Raw genomic sequence first — 26,007 nt, forward strand, 5'->3', positions numbered from 1 at the left:
TGCCATTGATCAAGTGTATACTCGCGATAAATATTTACTGAGAGAGTCCCATGAGCGACATCTATCCCAACCTTCTGAAACCCCTGGATCTCGGCTTCACTGAACTTAAGAACCGAGTGCTGATGGGGTCCATGCACACGGGCCTGGAAGACAGGTTCTGGAACATCCACAAGTTCGCGCGGTACTTTGCCGAGCGCGCAGAAGGTGGCGTGGGGCTCATGGTGACGGGCGGTTTCTCGCCCAATCTGGTTGGGCAGCTGGCCCCGCTTGCCTCAACCATGAACAATCGGGCAACGGCTCTTTTGCATCGTCATGTGACCGGTGCGGTGCATGAGGCAGGCGGTAAGATCTGTATGCAGATCCTGCACGCAGGGCGTTATGGCTATCAGCCGTTGATTGTCTCGGCATCTGCAACCAAGGCCCCGATAAGCCCGTTCAAGGCTCGTGCGCTCTCTTCAAAAGGCGTTGAACGGCAGATCAACGATTTCGTCAGTGCCGCGAAACTCGCAAAGTTCGCCGGCTACGACGGCGTTGAAGTGATGGGCTCTGAAGGCTATTTCATCAACCAGTTTCTGTGCGAGCGGACCAATAAGAGAACCGACAAATGGGGCGGGCCCTACGAAAACCGTATGCGCCTGCCGGTGGAAATTATCCGGCGCATGCGCGAAGCCGTGGGGCCGGACTTCATCATTATCTACCGGCTGTCCATGCTGGACCTGGTAGAAGGCGGCCAGACCTGGGATCAGATCGTGACCCTGGGCAAGGCCATCGAACAGGCCGGCGCCACCATCATTAACACCGGTATTGGCTGGCACGAAGCGCGGGTCCCCACCATTGTCACCTCTGTGCCCCGTGGCGGCTTCGCCGATGTCACCGCCAAGTTCTATGGCGAAGTGGATGTCCCTGTGTGTACCACCAACCGCATCAACACCCCGGAAAAAGGGGAAGAAATCCTCGCCTCGGGCAAGGCCGATATGGTTTCCATGGCCCGGCCCCTGTTGGCAGACAGCGAGTTCGTGCGTAAGGCCGAACAGGGCCGCAGTGATGAAATCAACACCTGCATTGCCTGTAACCAGGCCTGCCTGGACCATGCTTTCCAGGCCAAGCGGGCCTCCTGCCTGGTGAACCCGCGAGCCTGCCACGAAACCGAGCTGGTATTGACGGTAGCGCCTGTTGTTCGTTGGGTTGCCGTTGTAGGTGCCGGGCCGGCGGGACTGGCGGCGGCGACAACCGCTGCGAAACGGGGCCACAAAGTGACCCTGTTCGAAGCGGATGACCAGATCGGCGGCCAGTTCAACTACGCCAAGCGCATTCCGGGCAAGGAAGAGTTTTACGAAACCCTTCGCTATTTCCAGCGCCAGATCGAGCTGCTGGAGATTGACCTCAAGCTCGGCACTCGTGTGGATGCCGAGTCACTTAAGGCGCAGGGTTTCGACGATGTCGTCATCGCCACCGGCGTGAAGCCGAGAACTCCGTCCATTGAAGGCATTGATCATCCCAAGGTGCTCGGCTACGTCGATGTACTTCGCCATAACAAACCCGTTGGCAAGAATGTGGCGGTTATCGGCGCCGGCGGCATCGGTTTTGATGTCAGCGAATTCCTGACCCATGACTTCAGCCACCATCCCGAAGGCGAGCAGGTCAGCGTTGCCGACTGGCAGGCGGAATGGGGCGTCAACCCGGACTTCGATGGCCCCGGAGGCTTGGCCGAGCGCCAGCCAACACCGTCGCCCCGAAAGATTTACCTGATGCAGCGAAAAACCGGCAAGGTCGGCGGCGGTCTGGGCAAGACGTCGGGTTGGGTGCACCGCAACAGCCTGAAGCACCGTGAAGTCGAGATGCTGAGGGGCTGTCGCTATGAGCGGATTGACGACCAGGGGCTGCATATCTCCCTGACCGACAAAGATGGCAAGGTCACGGAGAGCCGGGTGTTGGCCGTGGACAATGTGATTATTTGTGCAGGCCAGGAACCTTATCGGGAACTTTTCGACGAGTTATCGGACTCTGGGGTGACCGCGCATCTGATCGGCGGTGCAGACGTCGCCGAAGAACTGGACGCCAAACGGGCCATCCGGCAGGGAACGGAAGTCGCAGCCAAATTATGACATTACTAATTGCCTTCGCAGTGCTCTCGATTGGCTTCTCCTTTTTATGCTCCATTCTAGAGGCGGCCCTGCTTTCGGTGACTCCGAGCTACATCGCCTCACTGAAAAAAGAGAAGCCGAAGCTTTTCGCCCGGTTGCGAAAACTGAAAGACGATGTGGACGATCCCCTGTCTGCAATCCTTACACTGAACACGGTTGCCCACACCGTGGGCGCCACCGGCGTTGGCGCCCAGGTGACGGTGGTTTTTGGGGAAGCGTGGCTCGGAATTGCCTCTGCGGTAATGACCCTGGCTATCCTGATATTCTCGGAAATTATTCCCAAAACCATTGGCGCCAAATACTGGCGGAGTATTGCGCCACGGCTGCCAGCTATTCTGGGATTCATGATCAAGGCGCTGCTGCCGTTCATCTGGTTGTCCAAACAGGTCACCCGTCGAATTGGGTCTGGTGAGGCCGACGTTGATATCCGTGCGGAGATCAGCGCCCTGGCGGAGATCGGCAAGGATCAGCAGGCCCTGGACGAAGACGAACGGCGCATGATTCACAACGTCCTGCGATTCCACGAGATCAAGGTCAGTTCCGTGATGACACCAAGGACGGTCTGCAAATACGTTGATCCGGGAATCACTTACGACCAGTTCCGGGAGCAGGTCAGCAAATCACCGTTCTCCCGATACCCTGTAATCGATGAGGAAGGCGAGGCGCTCGGGTACCTGCATCGGGCAGACCTGATCAACCTCGATTCCGATGTCGACCTGCTCGACCACATGCGCAAGATCAAGCGAGTGAAAGGCAACACCAACATCGAATTCCTGTTTTCGGACATGCTGCGAGAGCGGCAACACCTGGCCGTCGTCTATGACGAATTGGGAACCTGGCTGGGAATAGTGACGCTGGAGGACATACTGGAGACACTTTTGGGCACGGAAATCATGGATGAAACCGATAATGTCTCGAACCTCCGCCGGTATGCGAAGCAGCGCTGGAGCCGGCGTTTGAAGAAGTATGGCTCCGGATAGAAGGGTTTGGTTAGCGGGAGGCTTTCAAGGCATTTGAAATCGCCTCGGCTTCAGCTTCAAGTACCTGACTTCGAAGGCTGTTTCCCTGCTGCAGTGCCTGCTCGATCTGCTTGCGCTTCATGTCGTACAGCCTGCTCAGAATCTCTGCCTGGCTTTGTCTGATCGGTGCATTCATGGCGGACCTCCCCATAGTGACACCTGTCGGTATTCTTTACGTTTCAGGCCGAACATTGGCCTTCACTGGAAACCAATGCATAACCCGGGCCAGTCAGGACCGACCAGACATTACCTGACAAAGCGAGAGCGGTAGGCACCCGGTGAAAGCCCGGTATGTTTGCGGAACAGACGCGTGAAGGAACTCACGTCTTCGTAGCCCACCAACTGAGTGATTTCATCAATCGGTAGCCGCGATTTCTCCAAATGCTGACGTGCCACCTCAATCCTGAGAAGTTGTAGATACCCGGTGGGCGTGTCGCCAGTGGCTGCCTTGAATCGGCGAATCAGAGAACGCTCGGTGAGTCCGCTGAGTGAAGCCAGGCGTTGCAGGGTAACAGGGTCCCGGTAATGACTGTCCAGCCAGTCCTGCAGCTTCAGAATGGCGGCATCAGAATGGTAACGGCGAGCCTGCAAGGCACTATAAGGCGCCTGACTGGTCCGCCCCGCATCAATCACAAACGCCTTCGCCAGCTCCCGCGCCACCTGAGCCCCCGCGTAACGTTCGACCAGATAGATCCCCAGATCCCACCAGGCCATGCCGCCCCCGGCACAGGCGATGTCGCCGTCCACCGTTACCAGCTTGTCCGGCTGAAGGTTCACCGCCGGAAAGCGCTGGCGGAACTGATGGCTGAAGCCCCAATGCGTCGTCGCCTGACGACCATCCAGCAGCCCCGCCTCGGCCAGCATGAACGCCCCGGTACAGTTACTGGCTACCCGCACCTGCCCGGCGTCTGAAGACCGAAATTCGCTCAGCCATTCAATAAGCTCCGAATTCCCCGCCAGAACGACTTCGATAGGACCACCAATAGTCGGTATCACCACCAGATCGCTGTCGTCGCCACCCGGTAACAAATCGTTCCAGGCTCCGTCTGGCTGAATGGTCAGTCCGTTAATGCAGCGGCAGGGCGCTCCGTCCTTCGTCAGAAGCCGGGTTGTGAACCGGGGTGTCGGCGCTTCATCGTTAATCCGCGCCCAGGTAACGCCGGCAAGACGGAAAAGATCAATAATGCCAGTGATGGCGCTGGCTAAAGCGCCATCAAAACCGATAACAGAGACCGTTCGCATGCAAACTCCAAATTAGGTCATCAGTGGCAATGTTGACCATAATTATGTCATAAACGCCGGTTTCCAGGAAAAACCAGTTGTGAGAGGCTGTCGACAATAAACAGGAGACCAAGCATGACCGACACCCTGATCGACCGCCGCGACCTGGCGTTCCAGCTCTACGAAGTTCTCGATACCGAAAACCTCACCACCCGCGAGCGCTTCAGCGAACACAACCGCGACACCTTCGATGCCGTCATTGAAACCGCCGACAAGATGGCACGGGAAAAGTTTGCCACCCATAACAGCGCCGCCGACAAGGACGAACCAAAGTTCGTCAACGGCCAGGTCGAGATGCTGCCGCAAGTGAAGGAAGCCTTCGACGCCTATGCGCAGGCCGGCTTTATCGCAGGACGTTACGACTATGAACTGGGTGGCATGCAGTTGCCTGAATCGGTCATGGCCGCCTGCAATGGTTTCTTCACAGCTGCCAACCCCGGCACCGCGGGTTACCCGTTTCTGACCACAGCTGCCGCCAACCTCATCCGGGTTTTCGGCAACGAACAGCAGAAAACCACCTTTCTTCCGAACATGCTCAGCGGTCGTTTCAGCGGCACCATGGCCCTGACCGAGCCCCACGCTGGTTCATCCCTTGCGGATATCCGGACATCGGCGTCGCCCACAGATGAGGGGCACTATCTGATCAAGGGCGCGAAGATTTATATCTCCGGCGGCGAGCAGTCCATCACTGACAACATCGTTCACATGGTGCTGGCCAAGATCAAAGGCGCGCCGGCGGGCGTGAAAGGTATCTCCCTGTTTATCGTGCCCAAGTTTCTGGTGGATGATGAAGGCAATCCCACTGAACGCAACGGCGTCAGCCTCGCTGGCCTGATTCACAAGCTGGGCTACCGTGGCACCACCTCCACCGCCCTGAGCTTCGGTGATGATGCTCCCTGTCACGGCTATCTGGTTGGCGAGCCCCACCAGGGCCTGAAGTATATGTTCCAGATGATGAACGAAGCGCGGGTAGGTGTGGGTTTCGGCGCCGCCGTGATCGGTTATCGCGGTTACATGCACAGCCTCGAATACGCCAAAGATCGCCTGCAGGGCCGTAGGGCCAGCGAGAAGAACCCGGAATCCCCACAGGTGCCGATTATTGATCACGCCGATGTCCGTCGCATGCTGCTGGCCCAGAAAGCCTACAGTGAGGGTGGTTTGGCTTTGTGCCTCTACGGCGCCCGGTTGATGGATGACCAGCACACCCATCCCGATGAACAGAAACGCCAGGAAGCCGGAAAGCTGCTGGACCTCCTCACTCCGGTGATCAAAGCATGGCCTTCCGAATATGGCCCCAAGGCTAACGACCTGGCTATCCAGGTATATGGCGGTGCGGGTTACACCCGAGAGTATCCGGTAGAGCAGTGCTGGCGTGACAACCGTCTGAACCCGATTCACGAAGGCACCAACGGTATCCAGGCCATGGACCTGCTGGGCCGTAAGATCTGGCAGGATCAGAGCCACGGTTTGCAGCTGCTCATGCAGGAGATGCAGGTAGATCTGCAGGCAGCCACCACCGATCGTTGCCAGCAATGGGCCCTGTCCCTGAGTGAAACCCTGCAGCAGGCAGTGAAGGTTACCCAAAGCCTGGGTAAATCCCTGATGGAAGGCGATCCCGACAAAACCCTGGCCAATGCCTCCTGCTACCTGCACCTGTTCGGGCACATTATGGTGGCCTGGATGTGGCTGCGTCAGGCCAATGCCGCCTCCCATGCCCTGGGTTCCGCGAATACCGATGATGAACGCAATTTCTACCAGGGCAAACTGCAGGCGGCCCAATACTTCTTCCACTGGGAATTGCCAACCGTGGCTCAGGATCTGGTGCTGCTGCGCAATCAGGACGATACCTGCCTGAACATGAAATCGGAGTGGTTCTGATGGCTCTGGTAAATGTTGAGAAGAAAAATTACATCTTGCTGATCGGGCTGAACCGCCCGGAAAAAATGAACGCCATGAACCGCGAGATGTACCACCAGATTGCGGCGGCCTACCACCAGCTGGAAAACGACCCGGAGCTACGGGTCGGGCTGATGTACGCCGAGGGCGACCACTTCACCAGCGGCCTGCAACTGGACGACTGGGCGGGTGTGTTTGCCAACGGCAAGGGCATTGAACCGGGTGAGGGCGAACTGGATCCCTTCCACATTACCGGTCAGGCGCTGACCAAACCCGTGGTCTTCGCCGCCCAGGGCATCTGCTTCACCTGCGGCGTTGAGATGATGCTCAACACCGACGTGCGCGTCGCGGCCAAAGGCACTCGCTTTGCCCAACTGGAAGTCAAACGCGGCATCTTTGCCTGCGGTGGTGCCACCATCCGCCTCCAGCGTGAAATCGGCTGGGGCAATGCCCAGCGTTACCTGCTGACTGGCGATGAGTGGACCGCCGATCAGGCGTATCAGTGGGGGTTGATTCAGGAACTGGTGGAACCCGGCGAGCAGTTCAACGTCGCGTTGGAAATTGCCGAGAAAATTGCCAGGGCGGCGCCATTGGGTGTCCAGGGCAGTCTTAAATCCTCAAAAATTGCTGTCAGCGAAGGGCAGGAGGCTGCGAAGCAGCGTTTGTTCCCGGACCTTCAGCCGGTTATGGCCAGTGAGGATGTAAAGGAGGGAATTCAGTCATTCCTGGAACGTCGAGAGGCCGCTTTCAAAGGTAAGTAACGGCTCAACTTGGTCAGAAATCACGGGTTTTAGCGCTTAAAAAGAAACCTGACTATATCGCCAGAGCTCAGGGCAGCTGACCGGGGTCCTCCTTCCGGGAGTGTGAGCAGCAAGGATGCTGCGATCAAGCCCCCATGGATGGGTTCACGGCGTCTCCCGGAAGGAAGACCCCGGTCGGCCGCCTGCACTCGAGCCTGAAGGTTGGGGCCCGAGCTGGCAGGTGGCTATATTCAGGCAGCCTCGGAATTCGCGGATTCGCGGCGAGCCTTCGCTTCAGCAGCTACCTCAGCAGCGTAGTCCGCATACCTGGCCATCAGCTCCTCTTTCCGGTCCGGATCCCAGTTGATCTTGCTCAGATCCCCCTCGTAGTGGTCAATCACCCGCTTATCCATGGTTTCATACCACCATTGCGGCAGGTAAGCCGGCAACAGCATCGACGCATAACCACCCGGCAACTGCGGCGCCTTCTCGAAATGCCTCAGGGCCTGGAAGCTGCGTTGTGGGTGGGCATGATGATCCGAATGCCGCTGCAACTGGTACAGGAACAGATTGGTCACAATATGATTGCTGTTCCAGCTGTGCTCCGGCTGGGTACGCTCGTACTTGCCGTTCTTGTCCTTCTGACGGAGCAGGCCATAGTGCTCAATGTAATTCACACTCTCCAGCAGGCTTGCGCCATACACCGCCTGGGCCGCCAGGAATGGTACTGCCCGTGGGCCGCAAACCAAGGTTGTCGCGCCAAAGAACCCGGCGCTCATGGCCCAGCCCTGCAACAACTCATTATCCAGGCTCCAGAAGCCCTTGCCTTTGCGGGCAAGCCGCGCCTTCTCAATCCTGATGGAGGATTTGATGCCACCCAGCACCGTACGGGGAAGGAACTTCCAGAAACTCTCGCCCATGCGGCTGCTGGCCGGATCCTCCGGTGTGGCCACCCGCTTATGGTGGCCGAAGTTGTGTTCGACAACGAAGTGGGTATACCCGGTGGGCGCCAGAGCCGCCATCGCCAACAGCTTGTTCAGTCTGTTCGATTTGTGACCCAGCTCATGGGCCGTGTTGATGCCTACGCCATTGATGGCACCAACGGTAAGCGTCAGGCCGATTTTATCGTCCAGGGGCGTATCCTTGCGGCTGGCCAGCCAGGCACCCATGAGGGTCATGGCGTACTGGGTCGGAATAAAGGCCTTCACGATCCGGTCGTAGTACTTGTCCCGTTCCAGGGTCTCCACTGCGGATTCCGGCGGGTTGCTCTGGTCCTCACCAATGGCCCTGTCCAGCGCCGGAATGATGCCGTGCACCAGAGCAGGGCCGGTCCAGGCCAGGGCTTTCAGTTTTTTGGGGGCCAGGGCGTAACCGGTCAGGGCCGCGAGCCCGATGCCCGGCAGGGCAGGGCCGAGTAACCACATATAGCGTTTCGGATCCTTCCAGTTGCCAGTGGAGCCGGATTCGGCGGGGGAAACGACATTATGTGATTCCGGGTTGTCGTGGGTCTTGGCGTTCATTGTGTTCTCCCGTTCGGTGCGCGTAATGTCAATTTATGTCGGACAATCTGGCAATGCAACGACCGTCCAGCAGAGCGGGGCAGCTTGGCGTAAAATGACAAATATCATTCTTTTGGCGAAATCCCGTTTTCTGAGCCAGACTTCGGGGAAAACAAGAATTCGACGGTAGTGAAGAATCAGCTATGCCAAATTTTCCCTCCACTCCCTCCACTACGGCTTCGTACTCAGTTCAGGGTATGCTTCAGGAGTATCTGGGCTCAGGGCAACTGACCGAGGTGGTTTACCGGGACAGCGCCGGCCAGATATGCACGGTGCACGATGTTATTCGTGAGCTTTGCAGTCGCGCAGGGCAGGATTTCCTGCTGCTCGGACGAGGCACCATGCTCCCGCTCGATCATGTCATCACCATTAATGGCCGGCTGCTGGCAGGCAGCACTGGCTAACCAAAGGGTAATCGCCGGGTAATTGCCTTTGGGCCGGGCCTCGCCGTACCCTGTTTCGCGTTGTAAATATTTATCAACAGAGGGATATGGTATGAACAAGCTCACGCTGGGTGCGCTTTTGGTGGTTCTGACACTGGGCCTTGCTGCCTGCGGTTCGGAGGACAACGAAGGCGTGGATGTCGAGCAGGCTGCGGACAACGCCGGAAACATGATGGAAGAGGCTGGCGATTCAGTCGAGGAAACCTACGAGGATGCTACTGGCCAGAACGAAAGCGTCATGGGAGAGTTACAGGAAGGAGCGGAAAACGCAGCTGAGGAGATGGGAGATGCCGCTGAGGAAGCGGGTGACAGGGTAGAGGAGGCTACTCAATAACTCTCCAATAACTCTCCGATAACTCTCCGATAACTCTCCGATAACTCTCCGATAACTCTCCGATAACTCTCCGATAACTCTCCGATAACTCTCCGATTTCCGCCGGCGCGCCTCTGTTTGCGCTGGCGGGTCCTGGTCATCAGCGTCCGGGGAGGAAAGTGAGTCGAATCTTTTGCGGCCAGACAACCTTAATGCCTGAGTAACACAAATGCAGGATTAACGTCATAACCAGCCCCTATCTTTTTAGCGGAGTCGATCCGGAATTCTGTTCGATGGACAGGTTGTACCGGAGTGGCAGACAACAACACCGTTGAAAGGATATGCGCTATGAATCTGGAAAGAGCGTTAATTTCCGTGGCGATCGGGCTGGCATTGTCCGCCAGTGTCGTCGCAGAGATACTACCGACCTCACAAAAGGGCAATACCTGGTTTATTAACGCCGCGGCACAGCTTCAGCAGAAGCTCTCCCTGAAGTCCTCGGATAAGGCGAAAAACGTCATTCTGTTTGTGGGCGATGGCATGGGGGTGTCCACCCTTACCGCTGCGCGCATTCTGGAAGGCCAGAGGCAGGGCAGTCCGGGCGAGGAAAATCTGCTGAGCTTTGAAAGCTTCCCCTTCACGACACTCGTGAAAACCTATAACACCGATGCCCAGGTTCCGGACTCAGCTGGCACCATGACCGCCATGATGTCTGGTTTGAAAACCGATGCGGGCGTGCTGGGCGTGGACGAGGATGTCCAGCGGGGTGATTGCAGCACGGTTGCAGGCAATGAAGTAGTAACCGCTCTGGAGCTTGCGGAAATCAAGGGTTTATCCACTGGTGTGGTCTCCACCGCACGCATTACCCACGCGACACCCGCCGCTGCCTATGCCAAATCGGCAGATCGCAACTGGGAAGACATTTCGGATATGCCTGCTGAAGCGGTTCAGGCCGGTTGCAAGGACATTGCCGATCAGCTGGTCAGTTTCGAGCAACTTCTGGAACAACGTTACGCTGGCGTGGATACCGATGGGATTGACGTGGTCATGGGCGGCGGCCGTCGCCACTTCCTGCCAAATGATGCCAGGTTCAACAGCCCGGATGCGCGATCCAGTGTCGAAGGCGACCGCACCGATGGCCGCAACCTGGTCACCGAGTGGCAGGCTCAGTATCCACAAGGCGTATACGTGTATGACAAGGCCGGTTTCGACAGCGTCAACGCCGCAACCACGTCCAGGTTGTTCGGCCTGTTCAACGAGTCGCACATGCAGTACGAGGCTGACCGTGGCAACGATGTTGCCGGTGAGCCGTCACTGAGTGAGATGACTGCCAAGGCCATTGATATTCTTGATAACAATGATAAAGGCTATCTGCTGGTCGTCGAGGCTGGCCGCGTTGACCACGCCCACCATGCCGGCAATGCGGCCAGCGCTCTGGCGGATACCATTGAACTGGCCGAAGCCGTAAAAGTGGCCGCGGATCAAACCAACCCGGAGGATACCCTGATTATTGTCACCGCTGATCACAGCCATGTGTTCACGATGGCCGGTTATCCGAAGCGGGGCAACCCGATTCTGGGCAAGGTGGTTGATGTTGGCGAGACGCAGCCGGCACTGGCCGCCGATGGCATGCCCTACACCACCCTGGGGTACGCCAACGGACTCGGTTTCCGTAATCTCGGTATGGAAACGGATTCAGACGTGGCCTACAGCCAGGCACCTAACGCCGGACGTCAGAATCTTACTGGCGTGGATACCACCACCACTGGTTATCACCAGGAGGCGCTGGTTCCGCTTGGTAGCGAGACCCATTCCGGTGAGGACGTCAGTCTGCATGCAAAAGGACCGGGTGCTCATCTGGCGCAGGGAACCATCGAACAAAGCACGGTTTTTCACCTGATCGACCAGGCTCTGGGCTTAATCGAAGAATAAGGAGCAAGGCAATGAACAAATTCTTTTACAGCGCACTGACGGCTTCAATGTTTGTCCTGACCGGGTGCACGGATGACGACGATAACAGCCCCGTGCAGCCAGCCGATGAGGCTGTGACCAGCCTTTCCTCGCAACAACTGGAAACGTCGCTGACCAACCCCTGGTTCCAGCAGGGCCAACAGGATATCGAAGCGGCGAAAGCGGCCTGGGCCGAGGTTACCGGTACCGTGGCCCCTGTCACTCAATCGGGCTCCCTGCAGGCGGCCATCGCCGATGCACGGGGCAAGGCAAAGAACGTTATCCTGTTCGTGGGCGATGGCATGGGCGTTTCAACCGTCACAGCGGCGCGTATTCTGGATGGCCAGAATCAGGGCAAGCCGGGGGAAGAGCATCAACTGAGCTTCGAGCGTTTTCCGTTCGCCGGCTTGGCCAAAACTTATAACGTAGATGCGCAAGTGCCCGACTCCGCTGGCACAATGACAGCCATGGTGTCTGGTGTAAAAACCGATGTAGGCGTGCTTGGCGTGGACGAAGACGTTAGCCGGGGCGATTGTGGTTCGGCCACGGGTAACGAGCTGATGACACTGACGGAGCTGGCGGAACTTGCTGGCAAGGCCACCGGGGTGGTATCGACTGCCCGTATCACTCACGCCACGCCGGCAGCCACCTACGCCAAGTCGGCAGATCGTAACTGGGAAGACATCTCCGATATGCCTCCCGAGGCAGTTACCGACGGCTGCCAGGATATTGCCGACCAACTGGTGAACTTTGAAGCAAACCTCGAAGCACGCACCGGCGCGGATATTGACGGCCTTGATGTGGTCATGGGCGGCGGCCGTCGCCACTTCCTGCCAAATGATGCCAGGTTCAACAGCCCGGATGCGCGATCCAGTGTCGAAGGCGACCGCACCGATGGCCGCAACCTGGTCACCGAGTGGCAGGCTCAGTATCCACAAGGCGTATACGTGTATGACAATGCCGGTTTCGACAGCGTCAACGCCGCAACCACGTCCAGGTTGTTCGGCCTGTTCAACGAGTCGCACATGCAGTACGAGGCTGACCGTGGCAATGATGTTGCCGGTGAGCCGTCACTGAGTGAGATGACTGCCAAGGCCATCGACATTCTGGATAACGATCCGGACGGGTTTTTCCTGACCGTCGAAGCGGGCCGCGTTGACCACGCCCACCACGCCGGCAGTGCCAATGGCGCCTTAACCGATACCATTGAACTGGCCGAAGCCGTAAAAGTGGCCGCGGATCAAACCAACCCGGAGGATACCCTGATTATTGTCACCGCTGATCACAGCCATGTGTTCACGATGGCCGGTTATCCCAAGCGCGGCAACCCCATTCTCGGTAAGGTGGTGAGCATTGGGGCGGAGCAGCCTGAACTGGCGTCGGATGATCTGCCATACACCACCCTGGGGTATGCCAATGGCCTCGGCATGCGCGACTATGGAAGCGAGACCGATGCGGACCGTACCTATGGCGACCCCATCAACGCCGGCCGAAAGGACCTGACCAACGTTGACACCACCACGCCGGGCTTCCACCAGGAGTCATTGGTGCCACTGGGCAGCGAGACACATGCCGGTGAGGATGTGGGCATTTATGCCAGGGGGCCGGGTGCCCATCTGGTAACGGGCACCAACGAGCAGAACATGATCTATCACATAATGGATTATGCCTCGGATATCAGCGGGGCTGCCAACCTGGCTGTGCGATAAATCCCGGGATTAATAGCTAAAAACGCGCTAAACACCGCAAGCCCTGCCCACTTGGTAACAGAGTGAGTCGGGTTTGCGGTTTTTTGTTTCAGAAACCCCTTTTCCTGCCGATAAGCCAGTTACATACACTAAAGTATGAGTTATAAACTCATATCAATTTATTAGTCTCCATGATGGCCTTAAATAACAAAATATTGGTAGAAGCAACGATAAAGAAGAGGTTCCTATGGGGTTGCTGGATCGGGCTTCAATAATATTGGGGGTGGTGAGTGCTGTTGTTCTTGCGGTCATCAGTGCAGTGGTGGCGCCTTTGCTAGGCCTTGAACCGGCATCAATACTGGTTGGACTGGTGGTTGGCCTTGCAGCCGCCGCCGGCTTTCTGGTCATCCGGGTGCTGGAGCCTGCCGAACGCGGTCTCAGGGCTCTGGATAAGGGCACCCTGGCAGAAGATCATCCGCTCCGGGCCCATTGCCGGCAGCTGCTTTCCGATGCGAAAGCCGGGCGGGCTCTGGTGGAAACCCTCTCCGGAAGCGCTGACAGGAACGCTATTTCCGCCGCCCAGGTCTCCTTTGCCGCAGACCAGCTCAAGATCCGGCTGGACCGTCAGGTTGAAGAAACCGCCCAGATGGCCGATTACGCGGGGCAGATTACCGAAACCGTGCGGGAATCCTCGGAGCAGGCCACCGATGCAGCCACCATGGCGCTGCAGAACAAACAGGTAAGCACCGAGGGTCGTGAAGCCCTGATCTCCGCCATCGACAGTGTTAGGGAGGTGCACCAGCAGTCCGGGGAAAACCTGCGGCTGATCCAGGAGCTGAACGAGAAGTCCATCAAGATCCAGGGTGTGACCACCACCATCCAGGGTATCGCTGAACAGACCAATCTGCTTGCACTCAATGCCGCCATTGAGGCGGCGAGGGCTGGTGACCAGGGGCGCGGGTTCGCGGTCGTCGCCGATGAAGTACGCCAGCTCGCTGGTCGGACTGCCCAGGCAACCGGTGAAGTTGCAGAAACCCTGGAGGAAATACGCTCGGACACTACGCTGATCGTTTCCCGTATTGAAGACCTGGCCCGCAGCATCGAGGCGGGGCTGACTTCTGTGGAGAGCGTTGGAGAGAGGTTGGAACAGATCAGCGATCAGTCGGAACGTGTACAGCAGCAGGTTGCACGGATAGCCGAGATTGACCAGAACAACGAGCAGAGTCTGGCCCAGGTTTTCTCCGCGATTGAAACCGTGCGCGACCAGATCTCCGAGAGTGATACCAGCGTTTCATCGCTTGCGGAGCAGGCGGCTACGCTGATGGAGCTTGCAGAGAAAGCTAACGCGTCATTCGCATTGAACAGCGAAGCCAGTTATCACCGGCCGTTCTTCGATCAGGCCCGGGCCGGCGCGGACCAGATTGGTCAGATGTTCGAGCAGGCCATCCGCGACGGCAAACTCTCCGAAAGCGCGCTGTTCGACAAGTCCCGTACGCCGATCCCGAATACTCATCCGCCAAAGTACTCCAGCACCTTTGACAAGTTTACCGACCAATATCTGCCTGCTATTCAGGAGCAGGTGAAAAATGCTCACGAGGCCATTGTCTTTGCCATTGCCGCTGCCCCCGACGGATACGTGCCTACCCACAACCGCGATTTCGCCCACGCGCCAACAGGCGATCCCAAGGTGGATCTGGTCAAGAGCAGGAGCAAGCGGCTGTTCAACGACCGTACCGGTATTCGCTGTGGCCAGCATACCGAGACCATGCTCTTGCAAACCTACCGTCGGGATACCGGCGAAATCATGCATGACCTCTCCGTACCAATCTATGTGAATGGCAAACACTGGGGTGGGTTCCGTTTGGGTTACCGTCCGGACAATCACTGACCGCCCGCGGGATTTTCGGCCACGGGGGCTGTGGTAGACTCCGATTAATAGATCAATAGGAGACTTGTCTTGGCTGAACCGGAGTTTATTCCTGCCGACACGGACCCCGCCTCCCGCCGAAGTGATCCGGCGCGTAACCTGGCGGTGGTGGTCTACATCCTTCAGGCGCTGTCGTTTTTCGTAGGAGGCATTACCGGTCTGGTGGGCGTGATCATCAATTACGTCAAACTGGACGACGTCCGTAATACCTGGGTGGAGCGGCACTTCCGCTGGCAGATTCGTACGTTCTGGATAGGCCTGCTCTGGACGGTGATCGGTATTGTTACCACGCCACTGATCATAGGCTGGTTTATTCTTCTCGGTATTTCGATCTGGATTATCTACCGGATTGTAAAGGGGGCGCTCGCTCTGAACGATGGCAAGGCGCCCTCCTGATTGCGCGCCTCGATCAGTCCTCCGTAACTTCTTTGAGTCGTATCGCACTGAACATCCCGGCGAGGCCCATCAGGCCGAGAACCATGATGACCGCGACTGGGGAGATCATTGATACCAGAGCGGTCAGGCCGCCAGTGACAAGCAGCAAAACGCCAATGACCGTGTTGCTCACGGCAGTGTAATCGGTGCGCTTGTTGCCCCCAGCCATATCCACCAGATAGGTTTTGCGCCCCAGCCTGACGCCCGCATGTGCGATGCTCAGCACGAAGAATGCCACCGGATAGAACCACACGCTGCCCAGGTCTTGCCCCAGGGTAAGCGCTGCAGTGCCGACGATCAGGCAGGTGCCACTGGCCATTGCCGCGCCACGGATCATTACCCTCCGGCTGGACGTGTCCGCCGCCCAGCCCCAGAAACTGGCACTCAGGGAACTGGCGAGACTGCTGGCGAGCAGGAAAATGCCCAGCATCCAGCCGATATCCGACTCCTTTTGTGCCAGGACCACGAAATAGGGAGATGCCAGGGCAGAGCAGAGAAGCAGGGCCCGGGTGATCACGAAATTGCGAAAGGGGGCGTCATCACGGAGCAGGGACAGGCTGCGGAACGCTTCGTTGATGGCGTTTCCACCGCCACCGGTTTCACCTTCATGCTCCTGAACTCCGGCAAACAGAAAACCGGCAATTACCCAGAGTGCCCCTGCCAGAAGCAGCAACACGGTGTAGAAGGCAATCGTGGGGTCGCCACGTTCCCAGAATAAAAGGCCGGTTAAAACGACGGTTGCCGTGCCACCGATGGTGGACGCCAGTCCGCCAAGCCTTCCCCGGCGGGTCTTGGGAATGCATTTGCCCTGAACGTCTTTCATGGAGACGGAGCAAAAGCCGCGGGCCAGGGAAAACACAATGAGAGCGGCAATGATCCCGAAGCCGGCTGCATAACCTTCGAAGAACCAGACGCTGGCTGCCATCGCCACCACGCTGGCGGCCTGTCCGAAACTGCCCAGAGTCCAGAACCACTTGCGAACCGGTTTGCGGCGCACCCACGCCGCGATGACCATTTGTGGAACGAGAGAGCCGGATTCGCGGATCGGAACCAGCCATGCCACCAGGGCGGGAGCACCTATGGCACTCATCAACCAGGCCAGCACGGTTTTCGGGCTGATCAGCAGATCGCCCAGCTTGGTCAGTACGTTACTGGCGAGAATGAGGAAAAAATTGCGGGGTACCTCGCGACAGGCTTCCTCAGGAATATCCTTGCAGACCCGGGCATCTTCTTCGTTGGCAATCAGGCCATAAAGTTGTTCGATGGTGTCCTTTCTGCTCTCAGGCAAACCGCTATCCTCCGGAAAATGTGTCGAAAGGATACCAGTGTGGCGCGGTATCCTTAAGTCCGGATTACGGCAACTGCGAGCGATCAGACCAGATGGTGGTCCCAGTGAACGGATAGATCTGCGAGTTCTCTGGCGGGTTTGCCGGCGCCGAGCCGGATAAGTTTTCCCCGTCCGGAGGAAACAAGAAAATCCCCTCCGGCAAGGGTCTGGATGCCCGCGCAATCGGCGATGTGCGCGCGGCTGACCAGCTCACCGGTCTTGCCCCGAAAGATAATGGCCGTTCCACCAATCGGCGAAGCCGCAGCCACGAGGTCGTTTTCCGGATGCGCAACCACGCTGGAGATGTAGTTGGCCAACGCTGTCCGGGTATCCTCATCGAACCGGTATTCCCGCAAAGTTCCCTCTTCAAGACGTGCCAACAAAGGCGGCGTTTCGTAGAGTGGGCCCTGGTGCTGATAGGCCACATACACGCGGCCATCGCCGCTGACGCTGACATGGCGGGCGCTTTGCTGATGATGAGGCGGCCTGAAACGGCCAACGATTTTGCCGGAGTGACGATTCATAAGTACCAGGGCTGGATCCATGGTGTCCAGATTCAGTTTCATGCGGTCGTAATCCGGGTGAGTGAGGATGCCTCCGAGACCGATCACCAGGGTTTCGCCGTCGGGGTGCAAGGTCAGCTCATGGGGGCCGATTCCCGCCAGATCAAAGGTTTTTGTCCGCCGATAACCCTTTTCGGCATCGTAGACTGCGATGATCCCCGCGCCCTGATCGTACCGGCTGGCGGTGACGTAGAGGCGTCGGCCATCGGTCGAGAACACACCGTGGCCAACAAAGTGTTCGCCCGGCTCGGCTGAAATATGGTGTTTCCGGGCACCTGTAGTGCTATCGAAAACGTAGAATGACCAACCCGGGCGGCGCTCGAAAAACAGGGTCTCTTGCTGGTGCGGTCGGTTGCAGCCGCTATGGCAGCGGGAATCGACAGGCGCCTGCCACACTATCCGGCCGTTGCGGTTGAATGCGCTGACTCCAAAACTGCCATCCGGGAACCGGACGGCGCCGGCATAGCCATCAGGTTGGACTGACGCTTTTCGGGGCAGCAGGGAACAGCCGGTCAGGCCCACGGCAACGCCGCCGGCAATGGACACCTTGAGAAGGGCTCTCCGGTTCAAAAGCATAGGATCAGCTTCCTCAGTCGCCATCGCTCGAGTTGAAGCCTCTTACTACGCCAAGTGCGATTGCCGCCTGGTCATTCACCAGCGTGGTCAACTGGGAAATATCAACGTAAAGGCTCTGCAGAGCCCGGAACTGGTCTTCTTCTTTCAAAGCAGTTGCCATGGGCAGGTGGGCACCGGGAAAGTTCTGCTGAACCTCGTTGAATTGTTTGCGAATGCGGTCTGCCAGGTCGGACGCCCCCTTTGCTTCCAGCGAAATTTCGAGCCCTGGTAAAAAGTACCGGTTCAGGCCGTCGACAGTCGCCGCGACAGTCTGCAGGCTTTTGCCGCTGCGCCAGGCGTCCGCGATGTAAGGGGTGCGTTTGTTAATGCCGCGAAGTCCCATGGGTTGGGCCAGCCTTCTTTCTTCCAGAATTTCCAGTGTTGCCATACCCGCTCGGATAGTGGTGTCGAAGTACTGCTCGGTCTCCAGATAGTGCGGTCTGAAAGCCTGCCAGCCAGCCATCAATGCGTCACTGTTGCTTTTCACGTGTCCCGCGACGTTCGTTAGCAGCTCGCAGGTCCGGGCGACTGGGAGTGAAGTTTCCCCGGCATTGAACTCTTGGTCGAACAGCAGATATTCGATCATCGGGAAGCCTTGCACAGCGACACCGGACTGATTGATCACGCTCGGGGTGATCGGTTCGTCGTTTCCGATCAGGTAAGCCGCTTTCCGTGCGATCAGATTCTTCGGATCCGGCCAGAACTGGAACTGCCAGGAAAGGTTGTTGTTTTCGACCGGGCCGAAATCGACTAAGCGCACCTTCTGCCAGGCCAGGAAGGCATTCAGCCAGGCGGCTTCCACGTGTTCCCGGCTTCCCTCGGCTGGATTCTGGCAGTAGTCACGGGCGGATTCAGCCAGCTCTCCCGCTTCTGTGGTCAACGATTGATAGCCGGTCGCAATGCCTTCATACCACTGCTGGCGGGCCTGGATGTTGGCATCGCTTGCCCACGCCAGGGGCGAGGTTAGTGTCAGGATAGATGTGCACAGCAGTCTGGTGATCCCTTGCATGGCTGATCCTCAGAGTGAATTCAGGAAATCGATCAGAGCGGATCGATCTTCGGGCGACATCTGGCGGTATCGGTCGGCGGCCGCCTGAGCCTCGCCACCGTGCCAGAGCACGGCTTCTTCCAGAGTTCGGGCGCGGCCGTCGTGCAGGAACCCGGCTTGCGGATTCACCACTTGGGCCAGGCCAATGCCCCAGAGCGGCGGGGTTCGCCATTCATTGCCATTGGCCAGGAATTCATCGCGGCCGTCGGCCAGGGCAGGACCCATGTCGTGCAGCAACAGATCCGAATAGGGCCAGATAGTCTGATTGCTAAGGTCCGGGCGATCGGCAACCTCGCCGGTCTGATGTCTCGGCGTATGGCAGCCAGCGCAGCCACTTTCGTTGAACAGCCTTGCTCCCTGCCGGACGGATTCAGACTCAATATCTCGACGCGCGGGTATTGCCAGACTCTTGGCGTAGAAGGTCACGAAGTTGGCGACCTTGTCGCTTACTTCCGGTTCACCGCCATGGGTAAACCACTCACAATTCTGCTCGGGCATGCAGTCGGTTTTAGGTTTCAGAGTAGAGGTCAGTCCCATATCTCCGGCGAACGCACCCATGCTTTGCTGGTGGACATCGGGCTCGGCTGCCTTCCAGCCGAATCGACCGGGCACTGTCTGTTCCGTTGCCAGATCCCAGACCTGGTTAAGCTTTCCGGAGATGCCGTTTCCGTCCGCATCATCAGTGTCTTGGAGGGCTTGCAAATCTTCGATGGGGATGGCTTCCAGCAGACCCATTCCGATCATCTGCGGTGCTACCCGGGGCGATACCAGAAGGTCCTCGGGCAGTGGCCCATAATTTGGGTTCTCAATGCGGTACACGGGCTTGCGCAGTTCCACCACCGTCCCATCCGCGAGTGTTTCCTTCACTGGCGTCCATTCGACGATCAAATCAGCCTCTGGTTTGGCTGCAGGAAGCGCGGCTGTCTGGAGCTGGCTGCCATATACTGGCGCCGGTTTAAAACCGTGTTTGCGCAGAATGTCCGCGTCCAGCTCCGGATCAGCAGGGACTGCCAGTCTCAAAAACAGGGAGACCGGCGGCTCGTCGACACCGGGTGGGTGTCCGCGACCATCCTTGATATGACATCCCTGGCAGGAGTTGGTATTGAACAGCGGGCCCAGGCCGTCACGGGCGTCAGTGCTTGCCGGGGCTTCGACCCAGGGGTTCCGGAAGAAACTGTTGCCGACACTGAAGTCCAGACGTTTGGTCATGGACAGATTGCCCTGGGGAAGCGAGTAGGCATTGGTGTCTGACTGTTGTACGGTGCCCTCACCACCAGAGGCCGGAGATGTCTGGATCGGATAGCCCTCGTGAGTCTGGGCACAAACGTGGGCGCTGGCGATCGCCAGCGCCCCGATTAAGGCAAGCGGTTTCATCATGCTCAGAACGCGTGGCCGGCATCATCGGGAGACAGGGCTTCAATGCCCAGGTCGCGCGCAGCCTGCTCAATGGAACCGGTCTGTGCGACCAGCGCCATGATAGCGCCGTTGACGATACGAGTGCCCTCGGCATTCCCGGGTGCAATCATGGTGTCAAAAGCCATGGGATTTTCGCTGCTCTCCGCGCGGGCCTTCATTAGCGCCAGGGCTTCCATGGAGGCGTCCAGCTGGTTGTTAAGACGGGCGTCCAGCTCTGGGTCGCTCTGCTGAACCAGATCAGACAGGGAAGGGCCGGTCACCAGGCTGCCATCCACGCGACGATAGGTACCCGTGTAGACGTTCTGGATACCCTGGCCGTTGTAGTAGTGCGAATTGTGGGTATTGTCGCTGAAGCAGTCGTGCTCGTCCTCATAGGAGTTGGCTTCCAGAGCAACCTTCATTCGCTCGCCGGCCAGCTCGCCCAGAGACAGTGAACCCATGCCGAACAGCATTTTCTGAACACCCTGATTGGCGTCTGCAGCGGTCAATTGCGCCCGGTAGTTGTCACTGGCGCCCGGCGCCCACTGGGCCACCATCCACTCGAGGTCGGATACCAGAAGGTCTGTTACCGCATCCAGGTATTCGCCACGACGCTCACAATTGCCATTGGTGCAATCAGCGCCCTTCGCGTAATCCGTGACCGGACGCTCACCGGCGCCGCTTTCAAAACCGTGGAGATCCTGACCCCAAAGCAGGAATTCAACCGCGTGGTAGCCGGTAGCAACGTTGGCTTCAGAGCCGCCAACTTCGTTCAGATCTGCGAGCAGTGCAGGGGAAAGAGATGCCACATTCAGTGTCTCACCACCCACATTGATCCTGTTGCTTGCGATGATGTTTGCGGTGGCACCGGCGTTGCCCAGCTCGTGCTGGTACCCGTCTGCCTTCACATAATCGATCAGGCCTTCATCAAGCGGCCAGGCGTTCAGCTGGCCTTCCCAGTCATCGACAATAGCATTGCCGAACCGGAACACTTCTGTTTGCTGATAAGGAACCCTAGCTGCCAGCCAGGCTTCTTTTGCGGTCGCCAGATTGGCTTCGGTCGGATTGGCGATCAAGCGGTCAGTTGCTTCGTCCAGCGCGCGGGCGGTGATCAGGGCATCTTCGTAGTTGGCATGAGCCAGATCGGCGTAGTGATCGACCACTGAGTCTTTGGTTGCTGGCTGATAGTCCTTGGTGGACCAGGGATGATTAGCGCAGCCTGCAGTGAGCAGAGCGGTTACTGTCAATGCCAGGGGTGCTGGACGAAACATGGGCGTCATTCCTTTTCCCAAGTTCTGTTAATAGTAGTAATAATGAGAAATATTCGCGTTAAATATTATGAGTTCCGTTTTATCGAAACGCAAGCGGGAAACGGACTCGATCGATCAGGTTTGACGATTGTGCTCTTGCCCCGGGCAACCGTGATCGGGCTTAATGGCCCCGTCACCAGGGAGCTATTCTTGTATGTTGAGTTATTTGCACGCCTTCCACGCCGGCAATTTCGCCGATGTCCAGAAACATGGAGCCCTGGCACTGGTCCAGACCATGATGCGGGCGAAGGCCTCCGGTATTGCCTGTTTCGATACCCATGCCGGCAGTGCCATATACGACCTGCGAAGTGAGCGGGCCCGCAAGACTGGAGAAGCCGACCACGGAGTTCAGAGACTTTGGGGCGCCAGAGATCGGTTGCTGTCCGGGGACTGGAAGCCGTTTCTGGACGTGCTGAAAGGATTCAATGCCGGCGGTGGTGAACTGTCCGTTTACCCCGGTTCTCCTGCGTGGTTTCAGCATTTTCTACGGGATGGAGATGCGCTGACGCTGTTTGAACTGCATCCATCTGAGGGCGAGCAACTGGCGGAATGGGCTTCCGAGGCTCCGATTCGGGTGCTCAGACAGGACGGCCTGGCAGGTCTGCTAAGACAGTTGCCTCCCAGACAGCCGCGCCTGCTGACGCTGATTGATCCCTCTTACGAGGTCAAAACCGACTACATTGAAGTGGCGCACACTTTGGGGAAAGCATGGCATAAGTGCCGTCATGGCATTTTTCTTGTCTGGTACCCGATACTGACCAGTGGCCTGCAGGAACAGTTGAAAGATGCGGTCAGGGGCACTGATGCGCGCAAGATACTCTGCAGTGAGGTGCATCTGAATAATCCGCCGGAGCGAGGTATGGTCGGATCGGGCATGCTGGTGGTAAACCCACCCTGGGGTTTTGACTCCCGGTTTGCCGCAATGATGAGCGATGTTGCCGGGTCGGACGTTTTGAATTTGTCTCACGATATTGGTTGGCTGGTTCCTGAGTAATTGAAAGGACGGCAAGCAAGGGAGCAACGAGGTTGAAGGATAAGCCAGTAAACAAGGCAGGATCCGTGTGGATGCCCGGCGGCCTGATTCCGGTTGAGCAGTGGAAAGTGCCTGAAACGTCCGTGAGACGTTCACTCAAAGATGCGTTGCGCCATGCCCTGGCCCAGATTCGGGCGGGCGTGGTTGCAGAAAAGGAAGTGTTTGAAAGCCTCGATAACCTTCCGGAACTTTCAGCCGCCCGGCTTGAATCCTTTGCACCGCGGCCAGATCCAAGCGTGCTGGCGGAAGTGCTATCAAGGGCCCTTGAAGAGCTTGGGCTAAACCATGATTCCGGCAAGAGAGTTGCGTTACTGGTGGCTCCACCGTTCTCGGGTATTCGTTCTGCCCTTGAGTGTTTTCCCGAGTTTGAATTGCAGCAAGAGGGCGAGGCGGGCCGGTGGTCGCTGATCCTGCCACCCGAGAATCTGCTTCTTGATGAACAGGGCGCCAGGGAGTGGTGGGACACGCAGGATCTTTCCAGGCCGTGGGTGATTCCGGAACTGGCTGATTTCTGGCTGCGCCATCTGTCCGGACTGGCTCTGGTTCGGGAATTACTCCGTCGGGTTGCCGCGGGAGGCACTGCTCCTGGTGCTATTGGTTGCTCGAGCTGGTGTTGGCAATTCTGGTCCTCTTACTTCAGGGATGCGCACTTTTCGCCGATGACACCTTCGCCGATGGCAGCAGTCGAACTTGGTGAATGGTTCGAATCCCTTGCTGCCGGTGATAGTGATTACTCAATCACGGCCCGAATGGCAGACGATGGCCTTTGGGTATTGCCGATGACGGAAGGAAATGACGGGAAAAAGCGCAAACACAGTGGCTTTCTCCGGGATCTCGCCTCAGTAGCAAGAGGTAATCCCGGTGTTGCGCTGGCCATATGGCGACGCGCGCTGAGAGCCCGCCCTGAAGAAGAGGCGGGCACGGAGGAATCCGGCCCGGGTTCTTCAGACGGCGGTTCAGTCACCCGGGCCTGGGTTATCCCTTTTGATCAACTGGGTTTGCCAGCGGTCCCCCAGAGCCAGGGCGACAACATTGGCCTGCTATTGCACGCCCTGCTGTTGCACGATGGACTGGACGCCTCTCATCTGCAGTTGGTAACAGGGGTCGCGGAACATGAGGCAGGGTTTGTGCTGGCACGTCTGGCCCGCGCGGATCTGATTGAGCAGCAGTCATCTGGTGGTCGCTGGCAAGTCACCGCTCAGGGATACCCCTCGATTCGTCGGCATTTGCAGAGCTGGGGATTTCCGGTCGACACTTTCTAGGAGATGAGTGATGGGTGATCTTGGCATTCGGGAGGCGTTTTCAGCGATCACGTCGGAAGCGTTGCTGGAATCGTTGATGGTTGTGCTGCTGGCGACGGGCCTGATCATCGTAATACAGAAGCTGTTTCCGAGAATCGCAGTTAAACTCGGGGGCAAGCCCCGGTTTTATATCCTGGCGTCGGTGCCCTTGCTGCGATTGATCATTATCGTGGTGACCATCATCGTTGTGGTTCCGATCCTGGTGGAACCTTCGTTCGAGAACATGGTTGCCATTTTCGGAGCCCTGGGACTGGCTCTCGGGTTTGCCTTCAAGGATTACGCGAACAGCCTGATTGCCGGAATCGTAACCCTCTACGAAATGCCGTATCGGCCTGGCGACTGGATCGAGGTGGACGGGCAGTACGGAGAGGTCCGTTCGATTGGCACCAGAGCCGCGGAACTTGTTACGCCGGATGATACCGTGGTGGTGATACCCCACGGCAAACTCTGGGCGTCCCTCATTGCCAACGCCAACAACGGAACGGATAACCTGATGTGCGTGGCGGAGTTCAACCTTGAACCCCACCATGACGTCAGCCGGGTTATGGCGCTCTTGCGGGATGTGGCCTACACCTGTCCTCTTACCCGCACGTTCCGGCCTGTCGTGGTGGTGGTCTCCAACAAACCCTGGGGCATGTGTTATCGGCTGAAGGCATACCCGATCGAGTTGAAGGATCAGTTCCGGTTTATTTCCGAGCTCACTGCAAAGGGCGCAAGTGCGTTGGCTTCAGAGGGCGTCAGGTTTGTCTCAGTCCCCGTCACCGGAAACCCCTGAGCTTTGCTTGCGGGTTTCCGTTTGCTCAATCAATTGATTCAACCTGCCGAGAATACGCTGCCCGCTTTCACCGGTGCGCTCGAGGTAAATGTCACGCACCGGCATGCTGGCTTCCCGAAACGCCTCGCGTTCTGAATCGGTCAGGCGGACCACTTTCATGTGGCCCCCTTCCAGCATCTGCTCGAGCCGGGTCTGATTCAGCTCCTCCTGAGTCTCCCAGGCGATCTGCGCGACGTCCTTGAGTCCGTTGTCGAGCCATTGTTGCTGGTTTTCGGGCAAGGCGTCGTACCACTCAAGATTCGAGACCACTGAAGCGACGAACTGGGCCGGTCGCGCCAGGGTCATGGTGGTCTGCACTTCGTAGAAATCCATTTCCTCGATGGCGAAAACCGGATTGCTCTGGCCATCGATCTTGCGCAGCTGCAGGTCACTGTATACCTGGGAATAGGGGATCTGGCTGGGCTCGGCACCATAGGCCCGGAAGGTTTCTTCCGCCATGTCGGAGGTCATGGTTCGGATTCGCTGTCCGGTGAAGTCTTCCGGCGACCGCAGCGCCTTGTTAGCTGTCCAGGCCATCCAGCCTTCAGGCACGAAACCCAGCAGTTTCATGTTCTGGTTGGCATAGGGCGATTCAAACAATTCGAGCAATTCTGCGCTGGCCAGAATCTCTCGTGTAACGTCGGCGTCGTCCGGAAGAACATAGTGCAGCGTGAAGAGACCGACTTCAGGGATGGTGTTGGCAAGATGCCCGGGGGAGGCGAACGCCAGGCTTATGGAACCATTGCGAACCAGTTCAGTAAGCTGTGCCGAGGTTCCCAGAGAACCGTAGGGAAAAATATCGATTTCAATCCTGCCGTCGGAACGCTCCTCAATCCGTTCCTTCAACGCTTCGGCATAAGCATGCTGAACGCTACCCTCGATCTCCTCAAGGGCAAAACGCCAGGTAACCGGGTAATCGGGGGGTTCCGGGACATCGGCGGTCTCGTCCTCACCGCTGGTCTGGCTGTCTGAACAACCGGTCAGTGCAATGGCCAATGCCAGGCTCAATGGCCAGAACCTGAAACGGACGGTGGGCATAACGGGAACTCCAGTTTTCTCGATCCTTGGTTGATATTGCCATACAAGGTAACACAAGAATGCGCACTGCCGTGGGTTACGGGGTTGGATTGAATTACACTGTCGACCCAGACGATCAAGTGCATCTAGGAGACAGTTCATGGAGTTTCAGTGTTGGGCAGGAGGCCG

Annotated in this window: 22 protein-coding genes; 13 read left to right on the plus strand and 9 right to left on the minus strand. The window is 57.8% G+C overall.

The window, feature by feature from the left end; genetic code table 11:
* Window positions 1–50 precede the first annotated feature (50 nt).
* Together KYE_RS12715 and KYE_RS12720 are read left to right on the plus strand one after the other, a co-directional pair.
* A complete protein-coding gene (locus KYE_RS12715) occupies window positions 51–2,105 on the plus strand; it encodes an NADPH-dependent 2,4-dienoyl-CoA reductase (protein ID WP_008173983.1) in 2,055 nt (684 codons plus the stop codon).
* Window positions 2,102–3,124: a CNNM domain-containing protein gene (locus KYE_RS12720; RefSeq protein WP_008173984.1), complete on the plus strand. Its 1,023-nt coding sequence runs from the start codon at window positions 2,102–2,104 to the stop codon at window positions 3,122–3,124. Before KYE_RS12715 ends, KYE_RS12720 begins: the two co-directional genes overlap by 4 nt.
* A gap of 10 nt (window positions 3,125–3,134) precedes the next feature.
* Here KYE_RS12720 and KYE_RS21645 read toward each other — a convergent pair whose 3' ends face one another.
* Window positions 3,135–3,299, minus strand: coding sequence for a hypothetical protein (locus KYE_RS21645; protein ID WP_008173988.1), 165 nt, complete (start codon window positions 3,297–3,299; stop codon window positions 3,135–3,137).
* A 110-nt stretch (window positions 3,300–3,409) separates the two neighbouring features.
* Window positions 3,410–4,405, minus strand: coding sequence for a GlxA family transcriptional regulator (locus KYE_RS12725; protein ID WP_008173992.1), 996 nt, complete (start codon window positions 4,403–4,405; stop codon window positions 3,410–3,412).
* A 114-nt stretch (window positions 4,406–4,519) separates the two neighbouring features.
* Here KYE_RS12725 and KYE_RS12730 point away from each other — a divergent pair, with 114 nt between their 5' ends.
* Both KYE_RS12730 and KYE_RS12735 read left to right on the plus strand, forming a co-directional pair.
* A complete protein-coding gene (locus KYE_RS12730; protein ID WP_008173994.1) occupies window positions 4,520–6,322 on the plus strand; it encodes an acyl-CoA dehydrogenase in 1,803 nt (600 codons plus the stop codon).
* On the plus strand, window positions 6,322–7,101 hold the full coding sequence (locus tag KYE_RS12735; protein ID WP_008173996.1) for a crotonase/enoyl-CoA hydratase family protein: 780 nt from the start codon (window positions 6,322–6,324) through the stop codon (window positions 7,099–7,101). The genes KYE_RS12730 and KYE_RS12735 overlap by 1 nt, the downstream gene beginning before the upstream one ends.
* Window positions 7,102–7,331: 230 nt before the next feature.
* Here the strand turns inward: KYE_RS12735 and KYE_RS12740 are convergent, their stop codons facing one another.
* Window positions 7,332–8,600 carry an alkane 1-monooxygenase gene (locus KYE_RS12740; protein ID WP_008173998.1) on the minus strand — a complete coding sequence of 423 codons (1,269 nt, stop codon included), beginning with the start codon at window positions 8,598–8,600 and terminating at the stop codon, window positions 7,332–7,334.
* 182 nt (window positions 8,601–8,782) lie between these two features.
* Here KYE_RS12740 and KYE_RS12745 point away from each other — a divergent pair, with 182 nt between their 5' ends.
* From KYE_RS12745 to KYE_RS12770, 6 genes are all read left to right on the plus strand, one after another.
* Window positions 8,783–9,043 carry a hypothetical protein gene (locus tag KYE_RS12745; protein WP_039882020.1) on the plus strand — a complete coding sequence of 87 codons (261 nt, stop codon included), beginning with the start codon at window positions 8,783–8,785 and terminating at the stop codon, window positions 9,041–9,043.
* 91 nt (window positions 9,044–9,134) lie between these two features.
* Window positions 9,135–9,416, plus strand: coding sequence for a hypothetical protein (locus KYE_RS12750; protein ID WP_008174002.1), 282 nt, complete (start codon window positions 9,135–9,137; stop codon window positions 9,414–9,416).
* 327 nt (window positions 9,417–9,743) lie between these two features.
* On the plus strand, window positions 9,744–11,327 hold the full coding sequence (locus KYE_RS12755; RefSeq protein WP_008174004.1) for an alkaline phosphatase: 1,584 nt from the start codon (window positions 9,744–9,746) through the stop codon (window positions 11,325–11,327).
* Between the two features lie 11 nt (window positions 11,328–11,338).
* Window positions 11,339–13,054 carry an alkaline phosphatase gene (locus KYE_RS12760; protein WP_008174007.1) on the plus strand — a complete coding sequence of 572 codons (1,716 nt, stop codon included), beginning with the start codon at window positions 11,339–11,341 and terminating at the stop codon, window positions 13,052–13,054.
* Between the two features lie 226 nt (window positions 13,055–13,280).
* Window positions 13,281–14,921 (plus strand): methyl-accepting chemotaxis protein, encoded by a 1,641-nt coding sequence (locus KYE_RS12765; protein ID WP_008174009.1) that lies wholly within the window; start codon window positions 13,281–13,283, stop codon window positions 14,919–14,921.
* Window positions 14,922–14,990: 69 nt separating this feature from the next.
* Window positions 14,991–15,356 carry a DUF4870 family protein gene (locus KYE_RS12770; RefSeq protein ID WP_008174011.1) on the plus strand — a complete coding sequence of 122 codons (366 nt, stop codon included), beginning with the start codon at window positions 14,991–14,993 and terminating at the stop codon, window positions 15,354–15,356.
* Window positions 15,357–15,369: 13 nt separating this feature from the next.
* Here KYE_RS12770 and KYE_RS12775 read toward each other — a convergent pair whose 3' ends face one another.
* From KYE_RS12775 to KYE_RS12795, 5 genes are all read right to left on the minus strand, one after another.
* Complete coding sequence (locus KYE_RS12775) at window positions 15,370–16,683, minus strand: hypothetical protein (RefSeq protein ID WP_008174013.1); 1,314 nt, start codon at window positions 16,681–16,683, stop codon at window positions 15,370–15,372.
* 83 nt (window positions 16,684–16,766) lie between these two features.
* A complete protein-coding gene (locus KYE_RS12780; RefSeq protein WP_008174016.1) occupies window positions 16,767–17,861 on the minus strand; it encodes a DUF1513 domain-containing protein in 1,095 nt (364 codons plus the stop codon).
* Window positions 17,862–17,874: 13 nt separating this feature from the next.
* Window positions 17,875–18,909 (minus strand): imelysin family protein, encoded by a 1,035-nt coding sequence (locus KYE_RS12785; protein ID WP_008174018.1) that lies wholly within the window; start codon window positions 18,907–18,909, stop codon window positions 17,875–17,877.
* Window positions 18,910–18,918: 9 nt separating this feature from the next.
* Entirely contained in the window at window positions 18,919–20,325 is a 1,407-nt protein-coding gene (locus tag KYE_RS12790; RefSeq protein WP_008174020.1) for a di-heme oxidoredictase family protein, read from the minus strand.
* Window positions 20,326–20,327: 2 nt separating this feature from the next.
* Complete coding sequence (locus tag KYE_RS12795) at window positions 20,328–21,614, minus strand: imelysin family protein (protein WP_008174023.1); 1,287 nt, start codon at window positions 21,612–21,614, stop codon at window positions 20,328–20,330.
* 193 nt (window positions 21,615–21,807) lie between these two features.
* Here KYE_RS12795 and KYE_RS12800 point away from each other — a divergent pair, with 193 nt between their 5' ends.
* Genes KYE_RS12800 through KYE_RS12810 form a run of 3 tightly spaced genes read left to right on the plus strand, consistent with a single transcriptional unit; the run spans window position 21,808 to window position 24,762 of the window.
* The gene (locus KYE_RS12800; protein WP_008174024.1) at window positions 21,808–22,647 is read left to right on the plus strand and encodes a 23S rRNA (adenine(2030)-N(6))-methyltransferase RlmJ; all 840 of its coding nucleotides are present in this window, start codon (window positions 21,808–21,810) and stop codon (window positions 22,645–22,647) included.
* A 32-nt stretch (window positions 22,648–22,679) separates the two neighbouring features.
* Window positions 22,680–23,948 (plus strand): hypothetical protein, encoded by a 1,269-nt coding sequence (locus KYE_RS12805; RefSeq protein ID WP_227497830.1) that lies wholly within the window; start codon window positions 22,680–22,682, stop codon window positions 23,946–23,948.
* 10 nt (window positions 23,949–23,958) lie between these two features.
* Window positions 23,959–24,762, plus strand: coding sequence for a mechanosensitive ion channel family protein (locus KYE_RS12810; RefSeq protein ID WP_008174028.1), 804 nt, complete (start codon window positions 23,959–23,961; stop codon window positions 24,760–24,762).
* Here KYE_RS12810 and dctP read toward each other — a convergent pair.
* Window positions 24,736–25,839, minus strand: coding sequence for a TRAP transporter substrate-binding protein DctP (dctP, locus tag KYE_RS12815; protein WP_008174031.1), 1,104 nt, complete (start codon window positions 25,837–25,839; stop codon window positions 24,736–24,738). The two genes, KYE_RS12810 and dctP, sit on opposite strands and share 27 nt — an antisense overlap.
* Between the last annotated feature and the right edge of the window lie 168 nt (window positions 25,840–26,007).

The organism is Marinobacter manganoxydans MnI7-9 (genome assembly GCF_000235625.1).
Lineage (GTDB): Bacteria > Pseudomonadota > Gammaproteobacteria > Pseudomonadales > Oleiphilaceae > Marinobacter > Marinobacter manganoxydans.